This is a genomic window from Pseudomonas sp. UF-293 (genome assembly GCF_058245595.1).
The window spans coordinates 30,803-52,733 of sequence record NZ_JBSICA010000027.1 but is presented as its reverse complement, the minus strand read 5'-3'; the positions used below and the strand labels follow the sequence as shown (position 1 = coordinate 52,733).

The window sequence follows — 21,931 nt, the reverse complement described above, 5'->3', positions numbered from 1 at the left end:
CGCCGCAGTCCCCTGTAGGAGCTGCCGAAGGCTGCGATCTCTTGATCCTGCCTTCCAAAAGTAAAATCAAAAGATCGCAGCCTTCGGCAGCTCCTACAGTGCACGCATGCATTTCCCCAGGCAAAAAAACGCCCCGATCCAGTCGGGGCGTCAGTCTTGCGGCTTTGCGGTTGGTTTTTTATTCGGTCCGCAAAGGCCGTTTGCTCAGGTGAAGCTGAATCAGTGGAACTGTTCTTCTTCGGTCGAACCGGTCAACGCGGTCACCGAGGACGAGCCGCCCTGGATCACGGTGGTCATGTCATCGAAGTAGCCAGTGCCCACTTCCTGCTGGTGTGCAACGAAGGTGTAACCCTTGGCGGCGTCAGCGAATTCCTGCTCCTGCAGCTTCACGTAGGCAGTCATGTCGTTGCGGGCGTAGTCGTGCGCCAGGTTGAACATGCTGTGCCACATGTTGTGAATGCCGGCCAGGGTGATGAACTGGTGCTTGTAGCCCATGGCGGACAGTTCGCGCTGGAACTTGGCGATGGTCGCGTCGTCCAGGTTCTTCTTCCAGTTGAAGGAAGGCGAGCAGTTGTACGACAGCAGCTGGTCCGGGTATTCCTTCTTGATCGCTTCAGCAAAGCGACGGGCTTCTTCCAGATCCGGCTTGGCGGTTTCGCACCAGATCAGGTCGGCGTACGGCGCGTAAGCCAGGCCACGGGCGATCGCTTGATCCAGACCGGCACGTACCTTGTAAAAACCTTCCTGAGTACGCTCGCCGGTCACGAATGGCTGATCGTACGGGTCGCAGTCGGAGGTCAGCAGGTCGGCCGCGTTGGCGTCGGTGCGGGCCAGAATGATGGTCGGCGTGCCGGCAACGTCAGCTGCCAGACGGGCAGCGGTCAGCTTCTGGACGGCTTCCTGGGTTGGCACCAGAACCTTGCCGCCCATGTGGCCGCATTTCTTCACCGAAGCCAGTTGGTCTTCGAAGTGAACGCCAGCGGCGCCTGCTTCGATCATGCTTTTCATCAGCTCGTAGGCGTTGAGTACGCCGCCGAAACCGGCTTCAGCGTCGGCCACGATCGGCGCGAAGTAGTCGATGTAGCCTTCATCGCCCGGGTTCTTGCCGGCCTTCCACTGGATCTGGTCAGCACGACGGAACGAGTTGTTGATGCGCTTGACCACGGTTGGCACCGAGTCCACCGGGTACAGCGACTGATCCGGGTACATCGATTCTGCAGAGTTGTTGTCCGCAGCCACCTGCCAGCCGGACAGGTAGATCGCCTGGATACCGGCCTTGACCTGCTGAACAGCCTGGCCGCCAGTCAGGGCGCCCATGCAGTTGACGAAATCTTTCTCTGGACGGAAGGACGGCTTGGCACCCTGGGTGACCAGGTTCCACAGCTTCTCGGCGCCCATCTTCGCGAAGGTGTGCTCAGGCTGAACCGAGCCACGCAGGCGGACCACGTCGGCAGCGGAGTAAGTGCGAGTCACGCCTTTCCAGCGCGGGTTCTCGGCCCAGTCTTTTTCGAGGGCTGCAATTTGCTGTTCGCGTGTCAGTGCCATGGAGATAAACCTCGTCGCGTCTTTTATGAAAAGTTGTTCTGCGGTGGAAAATTCCTGCGCTCGCTGACCAGAAGCTTAGGTGGTCAAGTCGGATTCGGCGGGGTAGGCGACGGGATGAACGATGGGCTCGAGGGGAAAGTGAGCAGGTAGTGGCGCGGTGCGGGCGCATTCCGGCGTCGTGGGCCTTTATGCGGTCTGCAGCGTGAAGCCGGGTTACCTAAATACGCTTCCGTCCCTCGGGACAACTTCGTTCCAGTCGGCAACCTCGTCAAACACACCTTGTGGGCGGTACAGACACGAAACGGTTCGCGGGGTAGGTGCGAACGGCGCTTCGAAGGCCCTTGCCAGGGCCTCTGATTAGCGGGAGCGAGGCCATCATGCCTTCGCTTTTTTTTCGCGTCAAACGTTTTGTAGTGCTTTTTTTCAGGCACTACATCTTTCGTCTAATACGACTAATCAGTCAGTTTTCGGTGCTTTAGTCCAGCGCGTCGACTTTCACCCGCAAGGTCATGTCATCGCGGCCCTGAGTCGAGTAGCTGCGGGTCAGGCCCTGTTTATCGGCCTGAGTCTGGCTGTTGACACCCGCCAGCGTGATCCACTCACCGAGGCGCCCGGTGACGGTTGTGTCGGTACTTTGCACGTTCACTACATCGGGACGTTCCTGGCTCATGCGGTCACGGTTGGTACTGATTGCCAGATGGACGGTTTCGCCGGTGACGCTGGCGGTGACGTAGAAGCCCTGGGTGACGTTGCGGTATTGAGTCTCGCTGCTGTAACCGCCGTAGGAATCGCTCTGGGTGTTGGTGATTGGCACGCTCTGGCCAACCTGAATCAGCGCCGGAGTGCCTTCACTGGTCTGCACTTGCTGAACGCCGCCGTTGCGGCTGGTGGTGCTGCGGCTGATGATCCGGGTCTGGTTCGGCTGGGCGCCATTGACTGAATAACCTTCGTCGCCACGGCCGTTGTTTTCGTTGGTGTCGACGGTGATCAGCAAGCGCTTCGGTGCGGTATCGAGTTGCGCCAGAAAGTCCTTCAGTTCCTCAATCTTGCCCGGCTCGGCTTTGACGATCAGTTGGTTGCCGTAAGCGCTGACCTGACCGTCCTGACCGATGAAATCCTGGGCGACCGGCAGCATGTCAGCGCTGGTGTGGTATTTGAGGGGAACGATTTCTGTGGCTGCCAGCACCGAAAAACTGCAGCCGAGCAGCAGGGTGGTGAGCAGGGTGCGTAGGGACATGTCCGTTATCTCCGCGTTCGAAAGGCTTGATATTGCCAGTTTGTCGGCCCGGGGTGGGGCAAGTTGAATCGTAGACAGCAAAACGCCCCGGCATCCGAAAATGGCGGGGCGTTTTGCGGTGTGCTGGCGGGCCTCTTCGCGAGCAGGCTCGCTCCCACAGTAGATCTCCAGCGGACACAAATTGTGTGTCAGGCACAGATCTCCTGTGGGAGCGAGCCTGCTCGCGAAGGCCGCGCCGCGGTCTTAAGCCGAATGCCGAACCATATCAACATGCGGAATCCCGGCTTCAAGAAACTCCTCGCTGACCAGGCTGAAGCCCAGGCGCTCATAGAACGCCGTGGCCTGCACCTGCGCGCTGAGCTTCTGTTGCTGCAAGCCGCGCGCTTCGGCTTCAGCGATGACCGCTTGCATCAGCGCGTCACCGACCTTCATTCCGCGCCAGTCTTTGAGTACCGAAACCCGACCGATATGGCCGTCGGACAACAGTCGCGCCGTGCCGATCGGGAAGTCGCCTTCGAACGCCAGAAAATGCACGGCGGTCGCGTCATCCGCGTCCCACTCAAGCTCGGGTGGTACCGATTGTTCGGCGATGAACACCGTTTCACGAATGCGCCGGATCTCGGCGATATCCTTCTGCCAGTCTGCGACACGAACGCGAATTTTATTCATCGGCGAACCCCAGGCTCCCTTGCTTGACCAGTTCGCAGAGCAGGCTGCGGCCGTCTTCATCGCTCAGCCACTCACCGAGGTTGTCGGCGTGCAGGGCGTCAGCGGCGCAGATCAGCTTCAACAGTTCGCGCAGCTTGCCCGGCAGGTAACGGCTCTGGCCGCTGGCGAACAGCAGCAGATCGTCGTCGACTTCCGACCAGGCCAGGCGTGCGCTCGGGTTGCGAATCAGTACAGCGCCGTCCTGCAGGGCGGCGAGGAAGTCTTCTTCTTCGACGTCTTGCGGGCCGACCACCAGTTCCGGGTAGCGCGGCTCCGTCATGTACTGGCCGAACCAGGTCAGCAGCAGACGCTCATCGCTCATGTGTTCGGCGAGCAGGCTTTTCAGGCGATCCAATGCATCGTGTTGAATCTGGTGCGGATCGACCGCCGGCTTGGCATCGGCATCGGTGTAGCGCTCTTCGTCAGTCAGGAACTGGCTGAGGAAGTCGGTGAAGTGGGTCAGCACTTCAGCGGCGCTTGGCGCGCGGAAACCGACCGAGTAGGTCATGCAGTTGTCGACCGCGACACCGCAATGGGCCAGGCGCGGCGGCAGGTAGAGCATGTCGCCCGGCTCCAGCACCCACTCTTCAGTCTCGTGGAATTCAGCGAGGATGCGCAGGTCGGCGTGTTGCAGCAGCGGGCTCTCGGAATCGCACATCTGGCCGATTTTCCAGTTGCGCTTGCCGTGGCCCTGCAGCAGGAACACATCGTAATTGTCGAAATGCGGGCCGACGCTGCCACCTGGTGCGGCGAAGCTGATCATCACGTCGTCGACGCGCCAGCTCGGCAGGAAGCGGAAGTTTTCCAGCAGTTCGCTGACTTCCGGCACGAACTGATCAACCGCCTGGACCAGCAAAGTCCACTCTTTTTCCGGCAGTTTGCTGAACTCGTCTTCGGCGAACGGGCCACGACGCAGTTCCCACGGACGCTCGCCATGCTCGATGACCAGGCGCGATTCGACTTCTTCTTCCAGAGCCAGGCCGGCCAGTTCGTCGGCGTCGATCGGGCTTTCGAAGTCAGGAATTGCCTGGCGGATCAGCAGCGGTTTTTTCTGCCAGTAGTCGCGCAGGAATTCGCGTGCTGTGAGGCCGCCCAGAAGTTGAAGAGGAATATCGGAATTCATATGTAACCTATTGAAAAAAAGCACTTTTCAGACGGGAATAAAAACGCCCGGCGCGGCCGGGCGTCTCAAACGGGGCAAACGGTCGATCAGATGCGTTTGGCTTGTGCCACTGCGTTGCCGATGTAGTTGGCCGGAGTCAGTTGCTTGAGCTCGGCTTTGGCTTGCGCTGGCATGTCCAGGCCATCGATGAAAGTCTGCAGCGCTTCAGGGCTGATGCCCTTGCCGCGGGTCAGTTCTTTCAGCTTTTCGTACGGGTTTTCGATGTTGTAGCGACGCATCACGGTCTGGATCGGCTCGGCCAGGACTTCCCAGCAAGCATCGAGGTCAGCGGCAATCTTCTGCTCGTTGAGCTCCAGTTTGCTGATGCCTTTGAGGCTGGCTTCGTAAGCGATCACGCTGTGGGCGAAGCCGACACCGAGGTTGCGCAGGACGGTGGAGTCGGTCAGGTCGCGCTGCCAGCGGGAGATCGGCAGTTTGCTCGCCAGGTGCTGGAACAATGCGTTGGCGATACCCAGGTTGCCTTCGGAATTTTCGAAGTCGATCGGGTTGACCTTGTGCGGCATGGTCGACGAACCGATTTCGCCAGCGATGGTGCGTTGCTTGAAATAACCCAGGGAAATGTAGCCCCAGATGTCACGGTCGAAGTCGATCAGGATGGTGTTGAAACGCGCGATTGCGTCGAACAGCTCGGCGATGTAGTCATGCGGTTCGATCTGCGTGGTGTACGGGTTGAAGCCCAGGCCGAGTTCGTCTTCGATGAAGGCGCGGGCGTTGGCTTCCCAATCGATTTGCGGGTAGGCCGACAGGTGCGCGTTGTAGTTGCCGACAGCGCCGTTGATCTTGCCCAGCAGCGGTACGGCAGCGACTTGAGCAATCTGACGCTCGAGACGGTAAACCACGTTGGCCAGTTCTTTGCCCAAAGTAGTCGGCGACGCCGGCTGACCGTGGGTGCGCGACAGCATTGGCACGTCGGCAAAACGGATGGCCAGTTCGCGGATGGCGTTGGCGGTCTGGCGCATCAGCGGCAGCATCACGTCGTCACGGCCTTCGCGCAGCATCAGGGCGTGGGACAGGTTGTTGATGTCTTCGCTGGTGCAGGCAAAGTGGATGAATTCGCTGACCTTGGCCAGCTCTGGCAGCTTGGCCGCCTGCTCTTTGAGCAGGTATTCGATCGCTTTGACGTCGTGGTTGGTGGTGCGCTCGATCTCTTTGACGCGCTCGGCGTGCTCCAGCGAGAAGTTTTCAGCCAGTTCGTTGAGAACGGCGTTGGCCTCGGCGGAGAAGGCTGGCACTTCAGGGATACCAGCGTGGGCGGCCAGGCGCTGGAGCCAGCGCACTTCAACCAGAACGCGGGCACGGATCAGGCCGTACTCGCTGAAAATCGGGCGCAGGGCCTGGGTTTTGCCGGCGTAGCGGCCGTCAACAGGGGAAACCGCAGTGAGCGAAGAGAGCTGCATGGGGTGTTCTCGGACAGTCGGGCAACGAAATGGGGCGCGTATCATACATGAAAAAATCCGCCGGTCCGTCGCCAACTGACCGGCGTATTACGCGTTACAGACTACAAAGCCTTCATGACGCGGCGTTTACTCGCTGCGCATCAACGGATAAAGCTCTTTGAGCAGCTTGCGGCGGCTGATCACCAACTGCCAGCGATGACCACCGAGCTGACGCCACAGGCGCGCCGAGCGGATACCAGCGAGGAGCAGGGCGCGGATCTTCGAGGCGTTGCTCGGCTGCTGCAGGTTGCGCATGTCGCCGTGCACCTGAATGCGCTGGCGCAGGGTGCTCAAAGTGTCCTGATACAACGCGCCGCAAGCGGCTACGACGTTTTCGTGGGCGGGGCCGAAATGTTCCACTTGCGACTGAATCTGCGGCAGGCGCTTGGCAATCGTCTCGAGCATGTCGTCACGCTTGGCCAGTTGTCGCTCCAGGCCGAGCATCGACAGGGCGTAGCGCAATGGCTCGCGCTGCAAGGTGCTCGGGTCGCGCTCCAGTGCGCCAATCAACGCGCGATAGCCTTCGCGCAGATTGATGTCATCGCCGCCGTACACGTCCAGGGTATCTTTCGGATCACGCACCAGCAGGCTGCCGAGCATGCAGCTCAGGCCGGCCTCGTTGGTCTGGCCGGTCTTGGCGATGCGATCCACCAGCACGGCGGCGAGAAACACACCGCCCAGCGCTGTCAGTTGCTCCTGAGTCGGGCTCATGCCTGGCCGCTCCACGGCTCGGCCACTTCGATCACGCCGCCGCCGAGGCAGATTTCGCCGTCATAGAAAACGACCGACTGGCCCGGCGTCACCGCGCGTTGCGGTTCGTCGAACACGGCGCGATAACCGCTGGCGGTTTTTTCCAGGGTGCAGGCCTGATCGCTCTGGCGATAACGCACTTTCGCCGTCAGGCGCAGCGGCTGGCTCAGGTCGATCGGGTTGACCCAGTAGATTTCCGAAGCGAGCAGGGCGCTGGAGAACAGCCACGGATGGTTGTTGCCTTGGCCGACGATCAGCTCGTTGGTTTCCAGATCCTTGCGCAGCACGTACCACGGCTCATCGCCGGCATCTTTCAAACCACCGATGCCGAGGCCCTGGCGCTGGCCGATGGTGTGGTACATCAAACCGTGGTGACGGCCAATGACTTCGCCTTCGGTGGTCTTGATCTCACCCGGTTGTGCCGGCAGGTATTGCTTGAGGAAATCGCTGAAACGACGCTCGCCGATGAAGCAGATCCCGGTGGAATCCTTCTTCTTGGCGGTAGCCAGTTCGTACTTCTCGGCAATCGCGCGGACTTCAGGCTTTTCCAGCTCGCCGACCGGGAACAGGGTCTTGGCGATCTGTTCGCCACCAACGGCGTGCAGGAAGTAGCTCTGATCCTTGTTCGGATCGAGGCCCTTGAGCAGTTCGGTGCGGCCATCGATGTCGCGGCGGCGCACATAGTGGCCGGTGGCGATCAGGTCGGCGCCGAGCATCATCGCGTAGTCGAGGAACGCTTTGAACTTGATCTCGCGGTTGCACAGGATGTCCGGGTTCGGCGTGCGACCGGCTTTGTATTCGGCGAGGAAGTGCTCGAACACGTTGTCCCAGTACTCGGCGGCAAAGTTGGCGGTATGCAGCTTTATGCCGATCTTGTCGCAGACAGCCCGAGCATCCGCCAGGTCGTCCATGGCGGTGCAGTATTCCGTTCCGTCGTCTTCTTCCCAGTTCTTCATGAACAGGCCTTCCACTTCATAACCCTGCTCGATCAGCAGAAGGGCGGAAACGGAAGAGTCCACGCCGCCGGACATGCCGACAATGACGCGCTTCTTGGATGTGTCAGAAGGGGCTGGATCACGCATAGGGATTCAATGAGTGTCTTGGAAAAGGGCGCGATTCTATCAGGCTCGCGGCCGCAAGGCTAAAGAGAAGGGCGGATCAGTTCGAGGCTGAAGTGATGACCGGCCAGATAATCGTCGATGCAACGGATGATCAGCTCGCTGCGCCAGTTGTCGCGCTGGGCGATCAATTCGTCGCGGGTCAGCCACTTGGCGCCGACGATGCCGTCGTCGAGCTGGTAATCCGGATGGTGCTGAACGGCTTTGGCGCTGAAGCACACACGCTGGTAAGTCACGCCGTTGCTCGGTGCGGTGTACAGATAAATGCCTGTCACGCCGGTGGGTTCGACGTCCCAGCCGGTTTCTTCAAGGGTTTCGCGAATGGCCGCGTCAATCAGGGTTTCATCCGGATCGAGATGGCCGGCGGGCTGGTTGAGCACATTGCGCCCGCCCTTGTGCTCCTCGACCATCAGGAAGCGGCCGTTGTCCTCGACGATGGTGGCGACGGTGATGTGGGGGAGCCATTCCATAAGATTTCCTCGACGGTAGCGCGGTCAACTGTGGGAGCGAGCCTGCTCGCGAAAGCGGTGGGCCAGCCTATGACGATGCTGAATGATAAACCGCATTCGCGAGCAGGCTCGCTCCCACAGGGTATTTGTGTGAACTCTGAAAACACAAACCCCGGCACAAGGCCGGGGTTTGTTTAACGCATTACAACCTTAAACCAGCGCAGCAATCGCCGCGTTGAAGGTTGCACTTGGGCGCATGGCCTTGCTGATCAGCTCGGCGTCGGCGTGGTAGTAACCACCGATGTCGACTGGCTTGCCCTGAACGGCGTTGAGCTCGGCAACGATGGTTGCTTCGTTCTCGGTCAGGGTTTTGGCCAGAGTCGCGAACTGCGCTTGCAGTGCAGCGTCTTCAGTCTGGGCCGCCAGGGCCTGAGCCCAGTACATCGCCAGGTAGAAGTGGCTGCCGCGGTTGTCGATGTTGCCGACTTTGCGCGATGGCGACTTGTTGTTGTCGAGGAACTGGCCAGTGGCCTGGTCCAGGGTTTTCGACAGCACCAGCGCTTTCGGGTTGTTGTAGTTCACGCCCAGATGCTCAAGGGAAGCGGCCAGGGCGAGGAACTCACCCAGCGAATCCCAGCGCAGGAAGTTTTCTTCAACCAGTTGCTGCACGTGCTTCGGAGCCGAACCGCCGGCGCCGGTTTCGAACAGGCCACCGCCGTTCATCAGCGGCACGATCGACAGCATTTTGGCGCTGGTGCCCAGTTCCATGATCGGGAACAGGTCGGTCAGGTAGTCGCGCAGTACGTTGCCGGTCACCGAAATGGTGTCCTTGCCTTCGCGGGTGCGCTGCAGGGTGTACTTCATTGCATCGACCGGCGCCATGATCTGGATGTCCAGACCGCTGGTGTCGTGATCCTTCAGGTAGGCCTGAACCTTTTCGATCACCACGCCGTCGTGGGCGCGCATCGGGTCGAGCCAGAAGATCGCCGGGGTGCTGCTGGCGCGAGCACGGTTGACCGCCAGTTTGACCCAGTCCTGGATCGGCGCGTCTTTGGTCTGGCACATGCGGAAGATGTCGCCGGCTTCAACAGCCTGTTCCATCAGCAGGTTGCCCTTGCTGTCGGTGACGCGAACCACGCCGTCAGCCTTGATCTGGAAAGTCTTGTCGTGGGAGCCGTACTCTTCGGCTTTCTTCGCCATCAGGCCGACGTTTGGCACGCTGCCCATGGTGGTCGGGTCGAAAGCACCATTGGCTTTGCAATCTTCGATCACGGCCTGGTAGATGGTTGCGTAGCAACGATCCGGGATCACTGCCTTGGTGTCGTGCAGATGACCGTCGGTGCCCCACATCTTGCCGGAGTCACGGATCATCGCTGGCATCGAGGCGTCGACGATCACGTCGCTCGGCACGTGCAGGTTGGTGATGCCTTTGTCGGAGTTGACCATCGCCAGCGACGGACGAACGGCGTAGACCGCAGCCATGTCTGCTTCGATCTGTGCTTGTTGCTCAGCCGGTAGGGCCTTGATGCGAGCGTACAGATCGCCGATGCCGTTGTTCAGGTTGAAGCCGATCTGGTTCAGCACGTCAGCGTGCTTGGTCAGTGCGTCTTTATAGAACTCGGCAACGATCTGGCCGAACATGATCGGGTCCGAGACCTTCATCATGGTCGCTTTCAGGTGAACCGAGAGCAGCACGCCCTGGGCCTTGGCGCTTTCGATTTCGGCAGCGATGAACGCACGCAGGGCGTTTTTGCTCATCACGGCGCAGTCGAGGATCTCGCCGGCCTGAACGGTGGTTTTTTCTTTCAGAACGGTAGCGCTACCGTCCTTGGCGATCAGCTCGATCTTCACAGCGTCAGCGGCGTCGATCAGGACAGCTTTTTCGCTGCCGTAGAAATCGCCGGTGCTCATGTGCGCGACGTGAGACTTGGAGTCTTTGGCCCAGGCGCCCATTTTGTGCGGGTGCTTGCGCGCGTAGTTCTTCACCGACAGCGGAGCGCGGCGGTCGGAGTTGCCTTCACGCAGAACCGGGTTCACTGCGCTGCCCTTGACCTTGTCGTAACGCGCCTTGGCGTCTTTGTCAGCGTCGCTGGTCACGGTTTCCGGGTAGTCCGGCAGGTTGTAGCCCTGCGCCTGCAGCTCTTTGATCGCGGCTTGCAGCTGTGGCACCGAAGCACTGATGTTCGGCAGCTTGATGATGTTGGCTTCAGGCGTAACGGCCAGGTCGCCCAGTTCGGCGAGGTGGTCGGCTACGGCTTTGTCGCCCAGTTGCTCGGGGAAGCTTGCCAGGATGCGTGCTGCAAGAGAGATATCGCGGGTTTCCACGGCGATATCGGCCGAGGCGGTGTAAGCCTCGATGATCGGCAGCAGGGAATAGGTGGCGAGGGCAGGAGCTTCGTCGGTGAAGGTATAGATGATCTTCGAGCGGGTGGGCATATTCGGATTAACTCTCTCTTCTTTGCTAAAGCGTGCGCAGAAACTCGAGGGGCGCCGGGTAAGCGCGTTCGTTCAAAGTCATCCATGAACCGAATGTCGAGATTCTTCGCGGTGATGTTGGGTGCATCAGTAGAGCGTCAAGCAGTCAGGCTGCGGTAACAACCCGACCAATCAGGCGGAAAGTCTCGTGCTAGAGAGGCCAGCCGTCGTGACCCTGTGGTCAGCGGGCGGCATTATACATAGGTAGCTGGCAATCTGCCGATGGTTCATATGCAACGATTCTCGTCCATTGGTCTAAAGGTCGCAGGGCGCCACGGGGCAAAGACTCGTTACGAATGCTGGAGTTTGGCGCTTTTCCCTTTGCTTTCAGGCTTGTACGAAACGAGATGTGCGCGGTCGCGGAACATAGGGTTTGCGTGTTGATTCAACTGGGTTACGCTCGAAGCAAGCCAGGTGTTCAATCCAAACAATGGAGTTCAGCATGGGTTACAAGAAGATTCAGGTTCCAGCCGTCGGTGACAAAATCACTGTCAATGCAGACCATTCTCTCAATGTTCCTGATAACCCGATCATCCCCTTCATCGAAGGTGACGGTATTGGTGTCGACATCAGTCCGGTGATGATCAAGGTTGTCGATGCTGCTGTTGAAAAGGCCTACGGCGGCAAGCGCAAGATTTCCTGGATGGAAGTCTACGCCGGCGAAAAAGCCACTCAGGTTTATGATCAGGACACCTGGCTGCCGCAGGAAACCCTCGACGCGGTCAAGGATTATGTAGTTTCCATCAAAGGCCCGCTGACCACTCCGGTCGGTGGCGGTATCCGCTCGCTGAACGTGGCCTTGCGTCAGCAGCTCGACCTGTACGTCTGCCTGCGCCCGGTGCGCTGGTTCGAAGGCGTGCCGAGCCCGGTGAAAAAGCCTGGCGACGTCGACATGACGATCTTTCGCGAGAACTCCGAAGACATTTACGCCGGTATCGAATGGAAGGCCGGTTCTCCGGAAGCCACCAAGGTCATCAAATTCCTTAAAGAAGAAATGGGCGTCACCAAGATCCGTTTCGACGAAAACTGCGGCATCGGCGTCAAGCCGGTATCGCGCGAAGGCACCAGGCGTCTGGCACGCAAGGCTCTGCAATACGTGGTCGACAATGACCGCGATTCGCTGACTATCGTGCACAAAGGCAACATCATGAAGTTCACCGAAGGTGCCTTCAAGGAATGGGCCTACGAAGTGGCCGCCGAAGAGTTCGGCGCGACGCTGCTGGACGGCGGTCCGTGGATGCAGTTCAAGAATCCGAAAACCGGCAAGAACGTTGTGGTCAAGGACGCCATCGCCGACGCCATGCTCCAGCAGATCCTGCTGCGCCCGGCCGAATACGATGTGATCGCTACCCTCAACCTGAACGGTGACTACCTGTCCGACGCGCTGGCGGCGGAGGTGGGCGGTATCGGCATCGCGCCGGGCGCCAACCTGTCCGACACCGTGGCGATGTTCGAAGCGACCCACGGTACCGCGCCGAAGTATGCCGGCAAGGACCAGGTCAACCCGGGCTCGCTGATTCTCTCGGCCGAGATGATGTTGCGTCATATGGGTTGGACTGAAGCGGCAGACCTGATCATCAAAGGGACCAACGGTGCGATCAGCGCGAAGACTGTTACTTATGATTTTGAGCGTTTGATGGATGGCGCCAAGCTGGTTTCGTCTTCGGGGTTCGGAGATGCGTTGATTTCGCATATGTAAAAGTCGAAGGCACACAAAAACCGCCTGACTCGATGGGTTGAGTCAGGCGGTTTTTTAAGACCGGATGTCCTGAGGCTTCAGGTGGTCGCCGTTTGTTTTTCCGTGGCAATCGCACTTGGCGCCGAAGCGACTTCGACCGAAGCTATCTTCACGGCGTGCAAGCCTTTGGGGCCTTGAACGATGTCGAATGTAACCGCCTGACCCGCTTTCAGGGTCTTGTATCCGTCCATTTCAATGGCCGAGTAGTGGGCAAAGAAATCAATGTCTTTGCCATCCTCATCGCGACCTTCCCGGGCGTCGGTATTGATAAAGCCGAATCCCTTGGCATTGTTGAACCATTTCACCTTGCCGACAGCCATGCTCAAATCCCTCTGCAACAGACTCCATCGCTGGAGTATCATCCACGACATCCGCAATCGAATTCGATAAAAGAATTGACTCCGCGGATCTTTTTTACCCACTGTGGGCTCTATTGGTTGTAACACCGTTTTCCCGATAGTCAAGGTGACCGGGCAGTCGTAGTTGAAAACGTGTGCAACCGCCCCCACCACTGTATTCGCACAACTGACGAACCTTTTTTTCCATGCATGCAATCAGCCAGATTCGACTAACATTCAATCAGGATCGCCCGCTTCTCCAAAAGGATCTTCCACAGGAGCACGACGACGATTCGGCAGGCGTTGCTGTTCAGGAAGCAAAGCCCGCGTTACAGGCGCCGCCGATGTACAAGGTGGTTTTGTTCAACGATGACTACACACCGATGGATTTCGTCGTCGAAGTGCTCGAGGTGTTTTTTAACCTGAATCGCGAGCTGGCGACCAAGGTCATGCTGGCCGTCCATACAGAAGGCCGGGCAGTATGTGGAGTGTTTACCCGCGACATCGCCGAGACAAAGGCCATGCAGGTCAACCAGTACGCCAGGGAAAGCCAGCATCCGCTACTCTGTGAAATCGAGAAGGACGGTTAATCGCCGACCACTTGGGTATGAGGTGAAGCTATGTTAAACCGCGAGCTCGAAGTCACCCTCAATCTTGCCTTCAAGGAGGCTCGTTCGAAGCGTCATGAATTCATGACCGTCGAACATCTCCTGCTGGCCCTATTGGATAATGAGGCTGCCGCCACCGTTTTGCGTGCCTGCGGCGCAAACCTCGACAAACTCAAGCATGATCTGCAGGAGTTCATCGACTCCACCACGCCATTGATCCCCGTGCATGACGAGGATCGCGAAACCCAGCCAACCCTGGGCTTCCAGCGTGTCCTGCAGCGTGCTGTTTTCCACGTACAGAGCTCGGGCAAACGCGAAGTGACCGGCGCCAACGTGCTGGTCGCCATCTTCAGTGAGCAAGAGAGTCAGGCCGTGTTCCTGCTGAAACAGCAGAGCGTGGCGCGCATTGATGTCGTCAATTACATCGCCCACGGCATTTCGAAAGTGCCGGGGCATGGCGATCACTCTGAAGGTGAACAAGATATGCAGGACGACGAGGGCGGTGAGTCTTCTTCTTCAGGCAATCCTCTGGATGCTTATGCCAGCAACCTCAACGAACTCGCACGCCAGGGTCGCATCGATCCGCTGGTCGGCCGTGAATCGGAAGTTGAGCGTGTCGCGCAGATTCTCGCGCGCCGGCGCAAGAACAACCCGCTGCTGGTCGGTGAAGCAGGCGTAGGTAAAACAGCGATTGCCGAAGGCCTGGCCAAGCGCATTGTCGACAATCAGGTGCCGGATCTGCTGGCCAATGCGGTTGTTTATTCGCTCGATCTTGGCGCTCTGCTCGCGGGCACCAAGTATCGCGGTGATTTCGAGAAGCGCTTCAAGGCGCTGCTCAATGAACTGAAAAAACGTCCGCAGGCGATCCTGTTCATCGACGAGATCCACACCATCATCGGTGCGGGTGCTGCGTCCGGTGGCGTGATGGATGCGTCCAACCTGCTCAAGCCGCTGCTGTCGTCTGGTGACATCCGCTGCATCGGTTCGACCACGTTTCAGGAGTTTCGCGGCATCTTCGAGAAAGACCGTGCCTTGGCCCGTCGTTTCCAGAAGGTCGATGTCGTCGAGCCGTCGGTGGAAGACACCATCGGTATCCTGCGTGGCCTGAAAGGGCGTTTCGAGCAGCATCACAGCATCGAGTACAGTGATGAGTCTTTGCGTGCCGCTGCCGAGTTGGCGTCGCGCTACATCAATGACCGGCACATGCCGGACAAGGCCATCGACGTGATCGACGAGGCGGGCGCCTACCAGCGTCTGCAGCCGGTGGAGATGCGCGTCAAGCGTATCGATGTGCCACAGGTCGAAGACATCGTCGCGAAAATCGCGCGGATTCCGCCAAAGCACGTCACCAGTTCCGACAAGGAACTGCTGCGTAACCTGGAGCGTGATCTGAAGCTGACGGTATTTGGTCAGGATGCGGCAATCGATTCGCTGTCGACCGCGATCAAGCTGTCTCGTGCCGGGCTCAAGTCGCCGGACAAACCGGTCGGTTCGTTCCTGTTCGCCGGGCCTACCGGTGTCGGCAAAACCGAGGCTGCGCGTCAGTTGGCCAAGGCGCTGGGTATCGAGCTGGTGCGTTTCGACATGTCCGAGTACATGGAGCGTCACACCGTATCGCGTCTGATCGGTGCGCCTCCGGGTTATGTCGGTTTCGACCAGGGCGGTCTGCTCACCGAAGCGATCACCAAGCAACCACATTGCGTATTGCTGCTTGATGAGATCGAGAAGGCGCATCCGGAAGTCTTCAACCTGCTGCTGCAGGTCATGGACCACGGTACGCTGACCGATAACAACGGGCGCAAGGCGGACTTCCGCAACGTGATCGTGATCATGACCACCAACGCCGGTGCCGAAACCGCCGCGCGGGCTTCGATCGGTTTTACCCATCAGGACCACTCGTCCGATGCGATGGAAGTGATCAAGAAGAGCTTCACGCCGGAATTCCGCAACCGTCTGGACACCATTATCCAGTTTGGTCGCCTCAGCCATGAGGTCATCAAAAGCGTGGTGGACAAGTTCCTCACCGAGCTTCAGGCGCAGTTGGAAGACAAGCGTGTGTTGCTCGAGGTTACCGATGCGGCGCGCAGCTGGCTGGCGGCGGGTGGTTACGACTCGGCGATGGGCGCACGTCCGATGGCGCGTCTGATCCAGGACAAGATCAAGCGTCCGCTGGCGGAGGAGATTCTGTTTGGCGAACTGGCCGAGCATGGCGGTGTGGTGCACATCGACATCAAGGATGGGGAGTTGACGTTTGACTTCGAGACCACGGCTGAGATGGCCTGACGGCTTGATGTGGATTGGAAAGGCGCCTTCGGGCGCCTTTTTGTTGTCCGGTGTTTTTGGGCTTTGGGTGTATATCCGTTGCTGCGGTGATGGCTTATTACGGTTTCGCCCTTACGGCGAGTCACCTTTTTCAAACGCCAAAAAGGTAACCCAAAACGCTTGCTCCTACGTTCGGCCCTCGCAGGCTCGGGTTCCTTCGCTGCGGGATCGATCCGGGCGCAGCGGCTACGGTTTGCTTCGCTGCACCTCCTTCCGCTGTGTCTGGCTGCGCCAGACGGTCGCTGCGCTCCCACGCCCGGATCAATCCCTCCACTCAGCCTTCCGACGTCGCCGGTGGATCAAGATCAAAAGCGGTACTCGAGCTAACGCTCATTGTGTAGGAGCTGCCGGAGGCTGCGATCTTTTGCCTTTGCCTTTGCCTTTCTGTGGGAGCGAGCCTGCTCGCGAAGACGCCTGCAGGTCAACCCGTTTCTATCGAATTCACGCGATCCAACCGGAGCTGCCGAAGGCTGCGATCTTTTGATCTGCTTGCTGTAGAGCGAAACCGCCAGCGCCAACACCCGTAGCAACGCAGAAGTCCCCAGCCCCAAAACCTCAAAACGCAGATACAAAAACGCCCGGCATAACCCGGGCGTTCTGTATTGACTTGATTAACGAGCGCGGTAAGTGATCCGCCCTTTGCTCAAGTCATAGGGCGTCAGCTCGACGCGCACTTTGTCACCGGTAAGAATACGAATGTAGTTCTTGCGCATCTTGCCGGAAATATGCGCGGTTACGACGTGCCCATTTTCCAACTCCACACGAAACATGGTGTTGGGCAGGGTGTCGACGACAGTGCCTTCCATTTCGAAGCTGTCTTCTTTCGACATGCAGTAAAGCCCTCGGTATCCAATGAATGGCCCGGTGCAACTGCGCCAGGCAAAAGCGGCGTGCATTGTGCCCGAAAAATGGTGTTTACGCCAAGGGGTTTAGGCCGCAGGTTCAGTTCAGGATGACCCAGCGCTGATTGATCAGCAATTCGATGGGCCGATATTGCGTCTTGTAGTTCATCTTTTTGCAGTTCTTGATCCAGTAACCCAGGTACACCGCCTCAAGGCCCAGACGCTGGCTCTCGGCGATTTGCCAGAGGATTGCGTAACGGCCGAGGCTGCGGCGTTCTTCGTTCGGTTCGTAGAAGGTGTACACCGCTGACAAACCGTTGGGCAGCAGATCGGTGACCGCCACCGCGAGCAGCCGTCCGTCGAGTCGGAACTCATAGAAGCGCGAGAAGGGCAGGTCGCGCACCAGGAACGTCGAGAACTGATCGCGACTCGGCGGGTACATGTCGCCGTCGGCATGGCGCTGTTCGATATAGCGCTGGTAAAGGTCGAAATACTCTTCGCTGAAGTGCGGTTTGACCGGCTGCACCTGCAAATCGGCGTTGCGTTTGTAGATACGCTTCTGCTGGCGGTTGGCGATGAACTGAGCGGAAGGAATGCGCGCAGGCACGCACGCATTGCAATTCTGGCAATGCGGCCGGTACAGGTGATCGCCGCTGCGACGAAAGCCCATTTCCGACAGATCTGCGTAGACGTGCACATCCATGGGCTGACTCGGGTCGAGAAACAGCGTTGTGGCCTGCTCCTCGGGCAGATAGCTGCAAGAGTGGGGCTGAGTGGCATAGAACTTCAATCGCGCCAACTCGGTCATGAATCAACCCTCGGGATAAGCTGGTGGATTAAGTGTAAGCCACCTGCGCAAAAGTCGCTCAGCAAACCCAGGTCGCCGAATTCGGTTGATCGAGATGGCGCTGCAGATAGTCGGCGAATTCGCCGCGCGGAATCGACTGCGCACCCAAACTGTGCAGGTGATCGGTCGGCATCTGACAATCGATCAGCACAAACCCGGCAGCTTTTAAATGCTGCACCAGCGTAGCGAAGCCGTATTTGGAAGCGTTGTCGGCGCGGCTGAACATCGATTCGCCAAAAAACAATTGACCCATCGCCAAGCCGTAAAGGCCGCCCACCAGTTGCCCATCGTCCCAGACCTCAACTGAATGAGCGAAGCCGCGCCGATGCAGTTCCATGTAAGCATCCTGCATCGCCTCGGTGATCCAGGTGCCATCGGCGTAGTCGCGAGGCGCGGCGCAGGCGCGGATGACGGCGTCGAAATCCTGATCGAAGGTCACTTGATAGCGTTGCTTGCGCAGCAGCTTGCCGAGGCTGCGCGAGACGTGCAGTTCGTCGGGAAACAGCACGGTGCGCGGATCCGGCGACCACCACAGAATCGGTTGGCCCTCGGAAAACCATGGAAAACAGCCGTGGCGATAGGCCTGAATCAGGCGGTCGGCGGACAGGTCACCACCGGCGGCGAGCAATCCGTTCGGCTCGCGCATGGCTTTTTCCAGTGGCGGAAAGGTCAGGGAATTACGTTGTAACCAAGTCAGCATGGCATCCGGGCTTGCAGAAGGGGAGGGCGGTCAGGGGCGTGCAGGCCCCGCGAAAGAGTTTGCCGCGAAACGCCGCCAATGTCCTGCACCGATGTTTGATGGAGTGGGCATCGAGCTGCAACTTGATGTGTCGGCCGTGGTCGTAAGCGTCACCGTATCGATGCCTGTCCGCATTCCGTCCAGTGGATTCGGCCGGCCTCGCTACGTTCATCAAATACACGTCATAAGCCTTTGTCACAAAAGACAATGCATGCTCCAATTGCAACGCGATTCGCATGCGTTTGGCTATGCTCCAAGCTGTGCTCTCAAGCGTGGCGTCGGGCGCACAAACCCGTACAATGCCGGGTTGTGACGGGCTTTTCGCGCGCACAGTGTTTATGGCTGTGTTTATAAAACCAGTGGCACAGTGTTAAAAGTAGTCCCAGTTGAGCTTTTCACCTTTTTTACCTGCCTGGATTGGGCAGTTTTTATCGTCATTCAATAGATGGACGCGCCTCGGGCGCAGGAAAAGAAGCGTTTTGAAGAAGACCACCGAAGCACCCAAAACAGTCGTTCCGCTCTGGCGCCAGCAACTGCACTACCGGCTCAAGGAAGGTGCATTGATCGCCATAGGCGCCTTGTGCCTGTTCCTGATGATGGCTTTGCTGACTTACGGCAAGGACGACCCGGGCTGGAGCCATAACAGCAAGATCGACGAAGTGCAGAACTTCGGCGGCCCGGCCGGCTCGTACAGCGCCGATATCCTGTTCATGGTGCTCGGTTACTTCGCCTATATCTTTCCGTTGCTGCTGGCGGTCAAGGCGTACCAGATTTTCCGGCAACGTCACGAACCGTGGCAGTGGAGCGGCTGGCTGTTCTCGTGGCGACTGATCGGTCTGGTGTTCCTGGTGCTTTCGGGTGCTGCGCTGGCGCACATTCATTTCCATGCCGCGACCGGTCTGCCGGCCGGCGCTGGCGGTGCCTTGGGCGAAAGCCTTGGCGATCTGGCGAAGAATGCACTGAACATTCAGGGCAGCACGCTGCTGTTCATCGCTCTGTTCCTGTTCGGCCTGACCGTATTTACCGACCTGTCCTGGTTCAAGGTGATGGATGTCACCGGCAAGATCACTCTCGATCTGTTCGAACTGTTCCAGGGCGCGCTCAATCGCTGGTGGTCGGCGCGCACCGAGCGCAAGCAACTGGTCGCGCAACTGCGTGAGGTCGATGACCGCGTCCACGATGTGGTCGCGCCGACTGTCACCGACAAACGCGAACAGGCCAAGGTCAAGGAACGCCTGATCGAGCGCGAGCAAGCGCTGAGCAAGCACATGTCCGACCGCGAGAAGCAGGTGCCACCGGTGATCGCGCCGGCACCGGCCAAGGCGCCGGAGCCGAGCAAGCGCGTACAGAAAGAGAAGCAGGCGCCGTTGTTCGTCGACAGCGCGGTCGAAGGCACCTTGCCGCCGATTTCGATTCTTGATCCTGCGGAAAAGAAACAGCTCAACTATTCGCCTGAATCCTTGGCAGCGGTCGGCCACTTGCTGGAAATCAAGCTCAAGGAATTCGGCGTCGAAGTCACGGTGGATTCGATCCACCCGGGCCCGGTGATTACCCGTTACGAAATCCAGCCGGCTGCCGGCGTGAAGGTCAGCCGCATCGCCAACCTGGCCAAAGACCTGGCGCGTTCGCTGGCAGTGACCAGTGTGCGGGTGGTCGAGGTAATTCCGGGCAAGACCACTGTCGGTATTGAAATCCCCAACGAAGACCGCCAGATCGTGCGCTTCTCCGAGGTGCTGTCGACGCCCGAGTACGATAACTTCAAATCGCCGGTCACCCTGGCGCTCGGTCACGACATCGGCGGCAAGCCGGTCATTACCGACCTGGCGAAGATGCCGCACCTCCTGGTGGCCGGTACCACCGGTTCCGGTAAGTCCGTGGGCGTGAACGCGATGATCCTGTCGATCCTGTTCAAGTCCGGCCCGGACGACGCCAAACTGATCATGATCGACCCGAAAATGCTTGAGCTGTCGATCTACGAAGGCATTCCGCACCTGCTCTGCCCGGTCGTGACCGACATGAAGGACGCTGCCAACGCCTTGCGCTGGAGCGTCGCCGAGATGGAACGGCGCTACAAGCTGATGGCGAAGATGGGCGTGCGTAACCTGTCCGGCTTCAACGCCAAGGTCAAGGAAGCCCAGGATGCCGGCGAGCCGTTGAGCGATCCGCTGTACAAGCGCGAAAGCATTCACGACGAGGCGCCGCTGCTGCAGAAGCTGCCGACCATCGTCGTAGTGGTGGACGAATTTGCCGACATGATGATGATCGTCGGCAAGAAGGTTGAAGAACTGATCGCCCGTATTGCGCAGAAGGCGCGTGCGGCGGGGATTCACTTGATTCTTGCAACCCAGCGCCCGTCGGTGGACGTGATCACTGGTTTGATCAAAGCCAACATCCCGACTCGGATGGCGTTCCAGGTGTCGAGCAAGATCGACTCGCGGACCATCATCGATCAGGGTGGCGCCGAGCAACTGCTCGGTCACGGTGACATGCTCTACATGCCTCCGGGCACCAGTTTGCCGATCCGGGTCCACGGCGCGTTCGTTTCCGACGATGAGGTTCACCGCGTGGTCGAGGCGTGGAAACTGCGCGGCGCGCCGGAATACAACGACGATATCCTCAACGGTGTCGAAGAGGCAGGCAGCGGCTTTGAAGGCAGCAGTGGCGGTGGCGACGGTGATGATCCTGAAGCCGACGCGCTGTATGACGAAGCGGTGCAGTTCGTCCTCGAAAGCCGTCGCGCGTCTATTTCTGCCGTGCAGCGCAAGCTGAAGATCGGCTACAACCGCGCCGCGCGGATGATCGAGGCGATGGAGATGGCCGGCGTCGTTACCTCAATGAACACCAACGGTTCGCGTGAAGTCCTGGCCCCGGGCCCGGTACGCGACTGAAACGCAACGACTCGGGTGGCGCAATGACGCGCCACCCGCTTTCCCACGAGTATTCAAGAGGACTCTCATGCGCCTTATCCGCATGCTGTTGCCAGTACTGGCGCTGACCACACTCACGGCCCACGCCGATGAAAAGGACGTGGCGCGTCTGACCCAATTGCTCGAAACATCGAAAACCCTGTCGGCCAACTTCTCGCAGTTGACCCTCGACGGCGGCGGCACCCAGTTGCAGGAAACCACCGGCAACATGACTCTGCAGCGTCCGGGCCTGTTCTACTGGCACACCAACGCGCCGGCCGAGCAGACCATGGTCTCCGATGGCAAGAAAGTCACCCTATGGGACCCGGATCTGGAGCAGGCAACCATCAAGAAGCTCGACGAGCGGTTGACCCAGACACCGGCGCTGCTGCTGTCCGGTGATGTCTCGAAGATCAGCCAGAGCTTCGATATCAGCGCCAAAGAGGCGGGCGGCGTAATCGACTTCACGCTCAAGCCGAAAACCAAGGACACTCTGTTCGACAACCTGCGCCTGTCGTTCCGCAACGGTCTGCTCAATGACATGCAACTGATTGACAGCGTCGGCCAGCGCACCAATATCCTGTTTACCGGGGTCAAGGCCAACGAAGCGGTGCCGGCATCGAAATTCAAGTTCGACATTCCAAAGGGTGCCGACGTTATCCAGGAATAAGGCGCAAACCCATGTAGGAG

At 59.0% G+C, this 21,931-nt stretch carries 18 protein-coding genes; 5 read left to right on the top strand and 13 right to left on the bottom strand.

What is annotated here, in order from left to right; translation table 11 throughout:
• Positions 1-219: 219 nt before the first annotated feature.
• From aceA to AC4IHP_RS22440, 9 genes are all read right to left on the bottom strand, one after another.
• The gene (aceA, locus tag AC4IHP_RS22480) at positions 220-1,545 is read right to left on the bottom strand and encodes an isocitrate lyase (RefSeq protein ID WP_003223815.1); all 1,326 of its coding nucleotides are present in this window, start codon (positions 1,543-1,545) and stop codon (positions 220-222) included.
• A gap of 475 nt (positions 1,546-2,020) precedes the next feature.
• Positions 2,021-2,782, bottom strand: a complete 762-nt coding sequence (locus AC4IHP_RS22475) for a secretin N-terminal domain-containing protein (protein WP_490832788.1) — start codon at positions 2,780-2,782, stop codon at positions 2,021-2,023.
• A gap of 243 nt (positions 2,783-3,025) precedes the next feature.
• Entirely contained in the window at positions 3,026-3,451 is a 426-nt protein-coding gene (locus tag AC4IHP_RS22470; RefSeq protein ID WP_490832787.1) for a GNAT family N-acetyltransferase, read from the bottom strand.
• Positions 3,444-4,613 carry a ribosomal protein uL16 3-hydroxylase gene (locus AC4IHP_RS22465; RefSeq protein ID WP_460120083.1) on the bottom strand — a complete coding sequence of 390 codons (1,170 nt, stop codon included), beginning with the start codon at positions 4,611-4,613 and terminating at the stop codon, positions 3,444-3,446. Before AC4IHP_RS22465 ends, AC4IHP_RS22470 begins: the two co-directional genes overlap by 8 nt.
• Before the next feature lie 86 nt (positions 4,614-4,699).
• A complete protein-coding gene (gene purB, locus AC4IHP_RS22460; RefSeq protein WP_016987412.1) occupies positions 4,700-6,070 on the bottom strand; it encodes an adenylosuccinate lyase in 1,371 nt (456 codons plus the stop codon).
• A 126-nt stretch (positions 6,071-6,196) separates the two neighbouring features.
• A complete protein-coding gene (gene hflD / locus AC4IHP_RS22455; protein ID WP_039763308.1) occupies positions 6,197-6,820 on the bottom strand; it encodes a high frequency lysogenization protein HflD in 624 nt (207 codons plus the stop codon).
• Positions 6,817-7,941, bottom strand: coding sequence for a tRNA 2-thiouridine(34) synthase MnmA (gene mnmA / locus AC4IHP_RS22450; RefSeq protein ID WP_490832786.1), 1,125 nt, complete (start codon positions 7,939-7,941; stop codon positions 6,817-6,819). Before mnmA ends, hflD begins: the two co-directional genes overlap by 4 nt.
• A gap of 59 nt (positions 7,942-8,000) precedes the next feature.
• The gene (locus AC4IHP_RS22445; RefSeq protein ID WP_460120079.1) at positions 8,001-8,447 is read right to left on the bottom strand and encodes an NUDIX hydrolase; all 447 of its coding nucleotides are present in this window, start codon (positions 8,445-8,447) and stop codon (positions 8,001-8,003) included.
• Between the two features lie 189 nt (positions 8,448-8,636).
• On the bottom strand, positions 8,637-10,862 hold the full coding sequence (locus AC4IHP_RS22440) for an NADP-dependent isocitrate dehydrogenase (protein ID WP_490832785.1): 2,226 nt from the start codon (positions 10,860-10,862) through the stop codon (positions 8,637-8,639).
• Positions 10,863-11,343: 481 nt separating this feature from the next.
• Between AC4IHP_RS22440 and icd the strand changes: the two genes are divergently transcribed.
• Positions 11,344-12,600, top strand: a complete 1,257-nt coding sequence (gene icd / locus AC4IHP_RS22435) for an NADP-dependent isocitrate dehydrogenase (RefSeq protein WP_460120075.1) — start codon at positions 11,344-11,346, stop codon at positions 12,598-12,600.
• Positions 12,601-12,677: 77 nt separating this feature from the next.
• Here the strand turns inward: icd and AC4IHP_RS22430 are convergent, their stop codons facing one another.
• A complete protein-coding gene (locus AC4IHP_RS22430; RefSeq protein ID WP_460120073.1) occupies positions 12,678-12,959 on the bottom strand; it encodes a cold shock domain-containing protein in 282 nt (93 codons plus the stop codon).
• Positions 12,960-13,183: 224 nt separating this feature from the next.
• Between AC4IHP_RS22430 and clpS the strand changes: the two genes are divergently transcribed.
• A complete protein-coding gene (clpS, locus tag AC4IHP_RS22425; RefSeq protein ID WP_011334948.1) occupies positions 13,184-13,567 on the top strand; it encodes an ATP-dependent Clp protease adapter ClpS in 384 nt (127 codons plus the stop codon).
• Between the two features lie 30 nt (positions 13,568-13,597).
• Entirely contained in the window at positions 13,598-15,868 is a 2,271-nt protein-coding gene (clpA, locus tag AC4IHP_RS22420; protein WP_039763303.1) for an ATP-dependent Clp protease ATP-binding subunit ClpA, read from the top strand.
• A gap of 650 nt (positions 15,869-16,518) precedes the next feature.
• On the opposite strand, the gene infA is transcribed toward clpA, so the two are convergent.
• The 3 genes from infA to aat all read right to left on the bottom strand — a co-directional run bounded on the left by infA (position 16,519) and on the right by aat (position 18,296).
• Positions 16,519-16,737 carry a translation initiation factor IF-1 gene (infA, locus tag AC4IHP_RS22415; RefSeq protein WP_002553999.1) on the bottom strand — a complete coding sequence of 73 codons (219 nt, stop codon included), beginning with the start codon at positions 16,735-16,737 and terminating at the stop codon, positions 16,519-16,521.
• Between the two features lie 112 nt (positions 16,738-16,849).
• Entirely contained in the window at positions 16,850-17,557 is a 708-nt protein-coding gene (locus tag AC4IHP_RS22410) for an arginyltransferase (RefSeq protein ID WP_016775265.1), read from the bottom strand.
• A 58-nt stretch (positions 17,558-17,615) separates the two neighbouring features.
• A complete protein-coding gene (aat, locus tag AC4IHP_RS22405; RefSeq protein WP_490832784.1) occupies positions 17,616-18,296 on the bottom strand; it encodes a leucyl/phenylalanyl-tRNA--protein transferase in 681 nt (226 codons plus the stop codon).
• A 518-nt stretch (positions 18,297-18,814) separates the two neighbouring features.
• On the opposite strand from aat, the gene ftsK reads away from it, so the two are divergent.
• The gene (gene ftsK, locus AC4IHP_RS22400) at positions 18,815-21,223 is read left to right on the top strand and encodes a DNA translocase FtsK (RefSeq protein ID WP_490832783.1); all 2,409 of its coding nucleotides are present in this window, start codon (positions 18,815-18,817) and stop codon (positions 21,221-21,223) included.
• A 67-nt stretch (positions 21,224-21,290) separates the two neighbouring features.
• Positions 21,291-21,911 carry an outer membrane lipoprotein periplasmic chaperone LolA gene (lolA, locus tag AC4IHP_RS22395; protein ID WP_042609224.1) on the top strand — a complete coding sequence of 207 codons (621 nt, stop codon included), beginning with the start codon at positions 21,291-21,293 and terminating at the stop codon, positions 21,909-21,911.
• The last annotated feature ends 20 nt before the right edge of the window (positions 21,912-21,931 follow it).

Excerpts from the sequence above, each read along its gene's own strand:
- aceA (WP_003223815.1), bottom strand. The coding sequence starts at position 1,545 with ATGGCACTGACACGCGAACAGCAAATTGCAGCCCTCGAAAAAGACTGG.
- AC4IHP_RS22475 (WP_490832788.1), bottom strand. The coding sequence starts at position 2,782 with ATGTCCCTACGCACCCTGCTCACCACCCTGCTGCTCGGCTGCAGTTTT.
- AC4IHP_RS22470 (WP_490832787.1), bottom strand. The coding sequence starts at position 3,451 with ATGAATAAAATTCGCGTTCGTGTCGCAGACTGGCAGAAGGATATCGCC.
- AC4IHP_RS22465 (WP_460120083.1), bottom strand. The coding sequence starts at position 4,613 with ATGAATTCCGATATTCCTCTTCAACTTCTGGGCGGCCTCACAGCACGC.
- purB (WP_016987412.1), bottom strand. The coding sequence starts at position 6,070 with ATGCAGCTCTCTTCGCTCACTGCGGTTTCCCCTGTTGACGGCCGCTAC.
- hflD (WP_039763308.1), bottom strand. The coding sequence starts at position 6,820 with ATGAGCCCGACTCAGGAGCAACTGACAGCGCTGGGCGGTGTGTTTCTC.
- mnmA (WP_490832786.1), bottom strand. The coding sequence starts at position 7,941 with ATGCGTGATCCAGCCCCTTCTGACACATCCAAGAAGCGCGTCATTGTC.
- AC4IHP_RS22445 (WP_460120079.1), bottom strand. The coding sequence starts at position 8,447 with ATGGAATGGCTCCCCCACATCACCGTCGCCACCATCGTCGAGGACAAC.
- AC4IHP_RS22440 (WP_490832785.1), bottom strand. The coding sequence starts at position 10,862 with ATGCCCACCCGCTCGAAGATCATCTATACCTTCACCGACGAAGCTCCT.
- icd (WP_460120075.1), top strand. The coding sequence starts at position 11,344 with ATGGGTTACAAGAAGATTCAGGTTCCAGCCGTCGGTGACAAAATCACT.
- AC4IHP_RS22430 (WP_460120073.1), bottom strand. The coding sequence starts at position 12,959 with ATGGCTGTCGGCAAGGTGAAATGGTTCAACAATGCCAAGGGATTCGGC.
- clpS (WP_011334948.1), top strand. The coding sequence starts at position 13,184 with ATGCATGCAATCAGCCAGATTCGACTAACATTCAATCAGGATCGCCCG.
- clpA (WP_039763303.1), top strand. The coding sequence starts at position 13,598 with ATGTTAAACCGCGAGCTCGAAGTCACCCTCAATCTTGCCTTCAAGGAG.
- infA (WP_002553999.1), bottom strand. The coding sequence starts at position 16,737 with ATGTCGAAAGAAGACAGCTTCGAAATGGAAGGCACTGTCGTCGACACC.
- AC4IHP_RS22410 (WP_016775265.1), bottom strand. The coding sequence starts at position 17,557 with ATGACCGAGTTGGCGCGATTGAAGTTCTATGCCACTCAGCCCCACTCT.
- aat (WP_490832784.1), bottom strand. The coding sequence starts at position 18,296 with ATGCTGACTTGGTTACAACGTAATTCCCTGACCTTTCCGCCACTGGAA.
- lolA (WP_042609224.1), top strand. The coding sequence starts at position 21,291 with ATGCGCCTTATCCGCATGCTGTTGCCAGTACTGGCGCTGACCACACTC.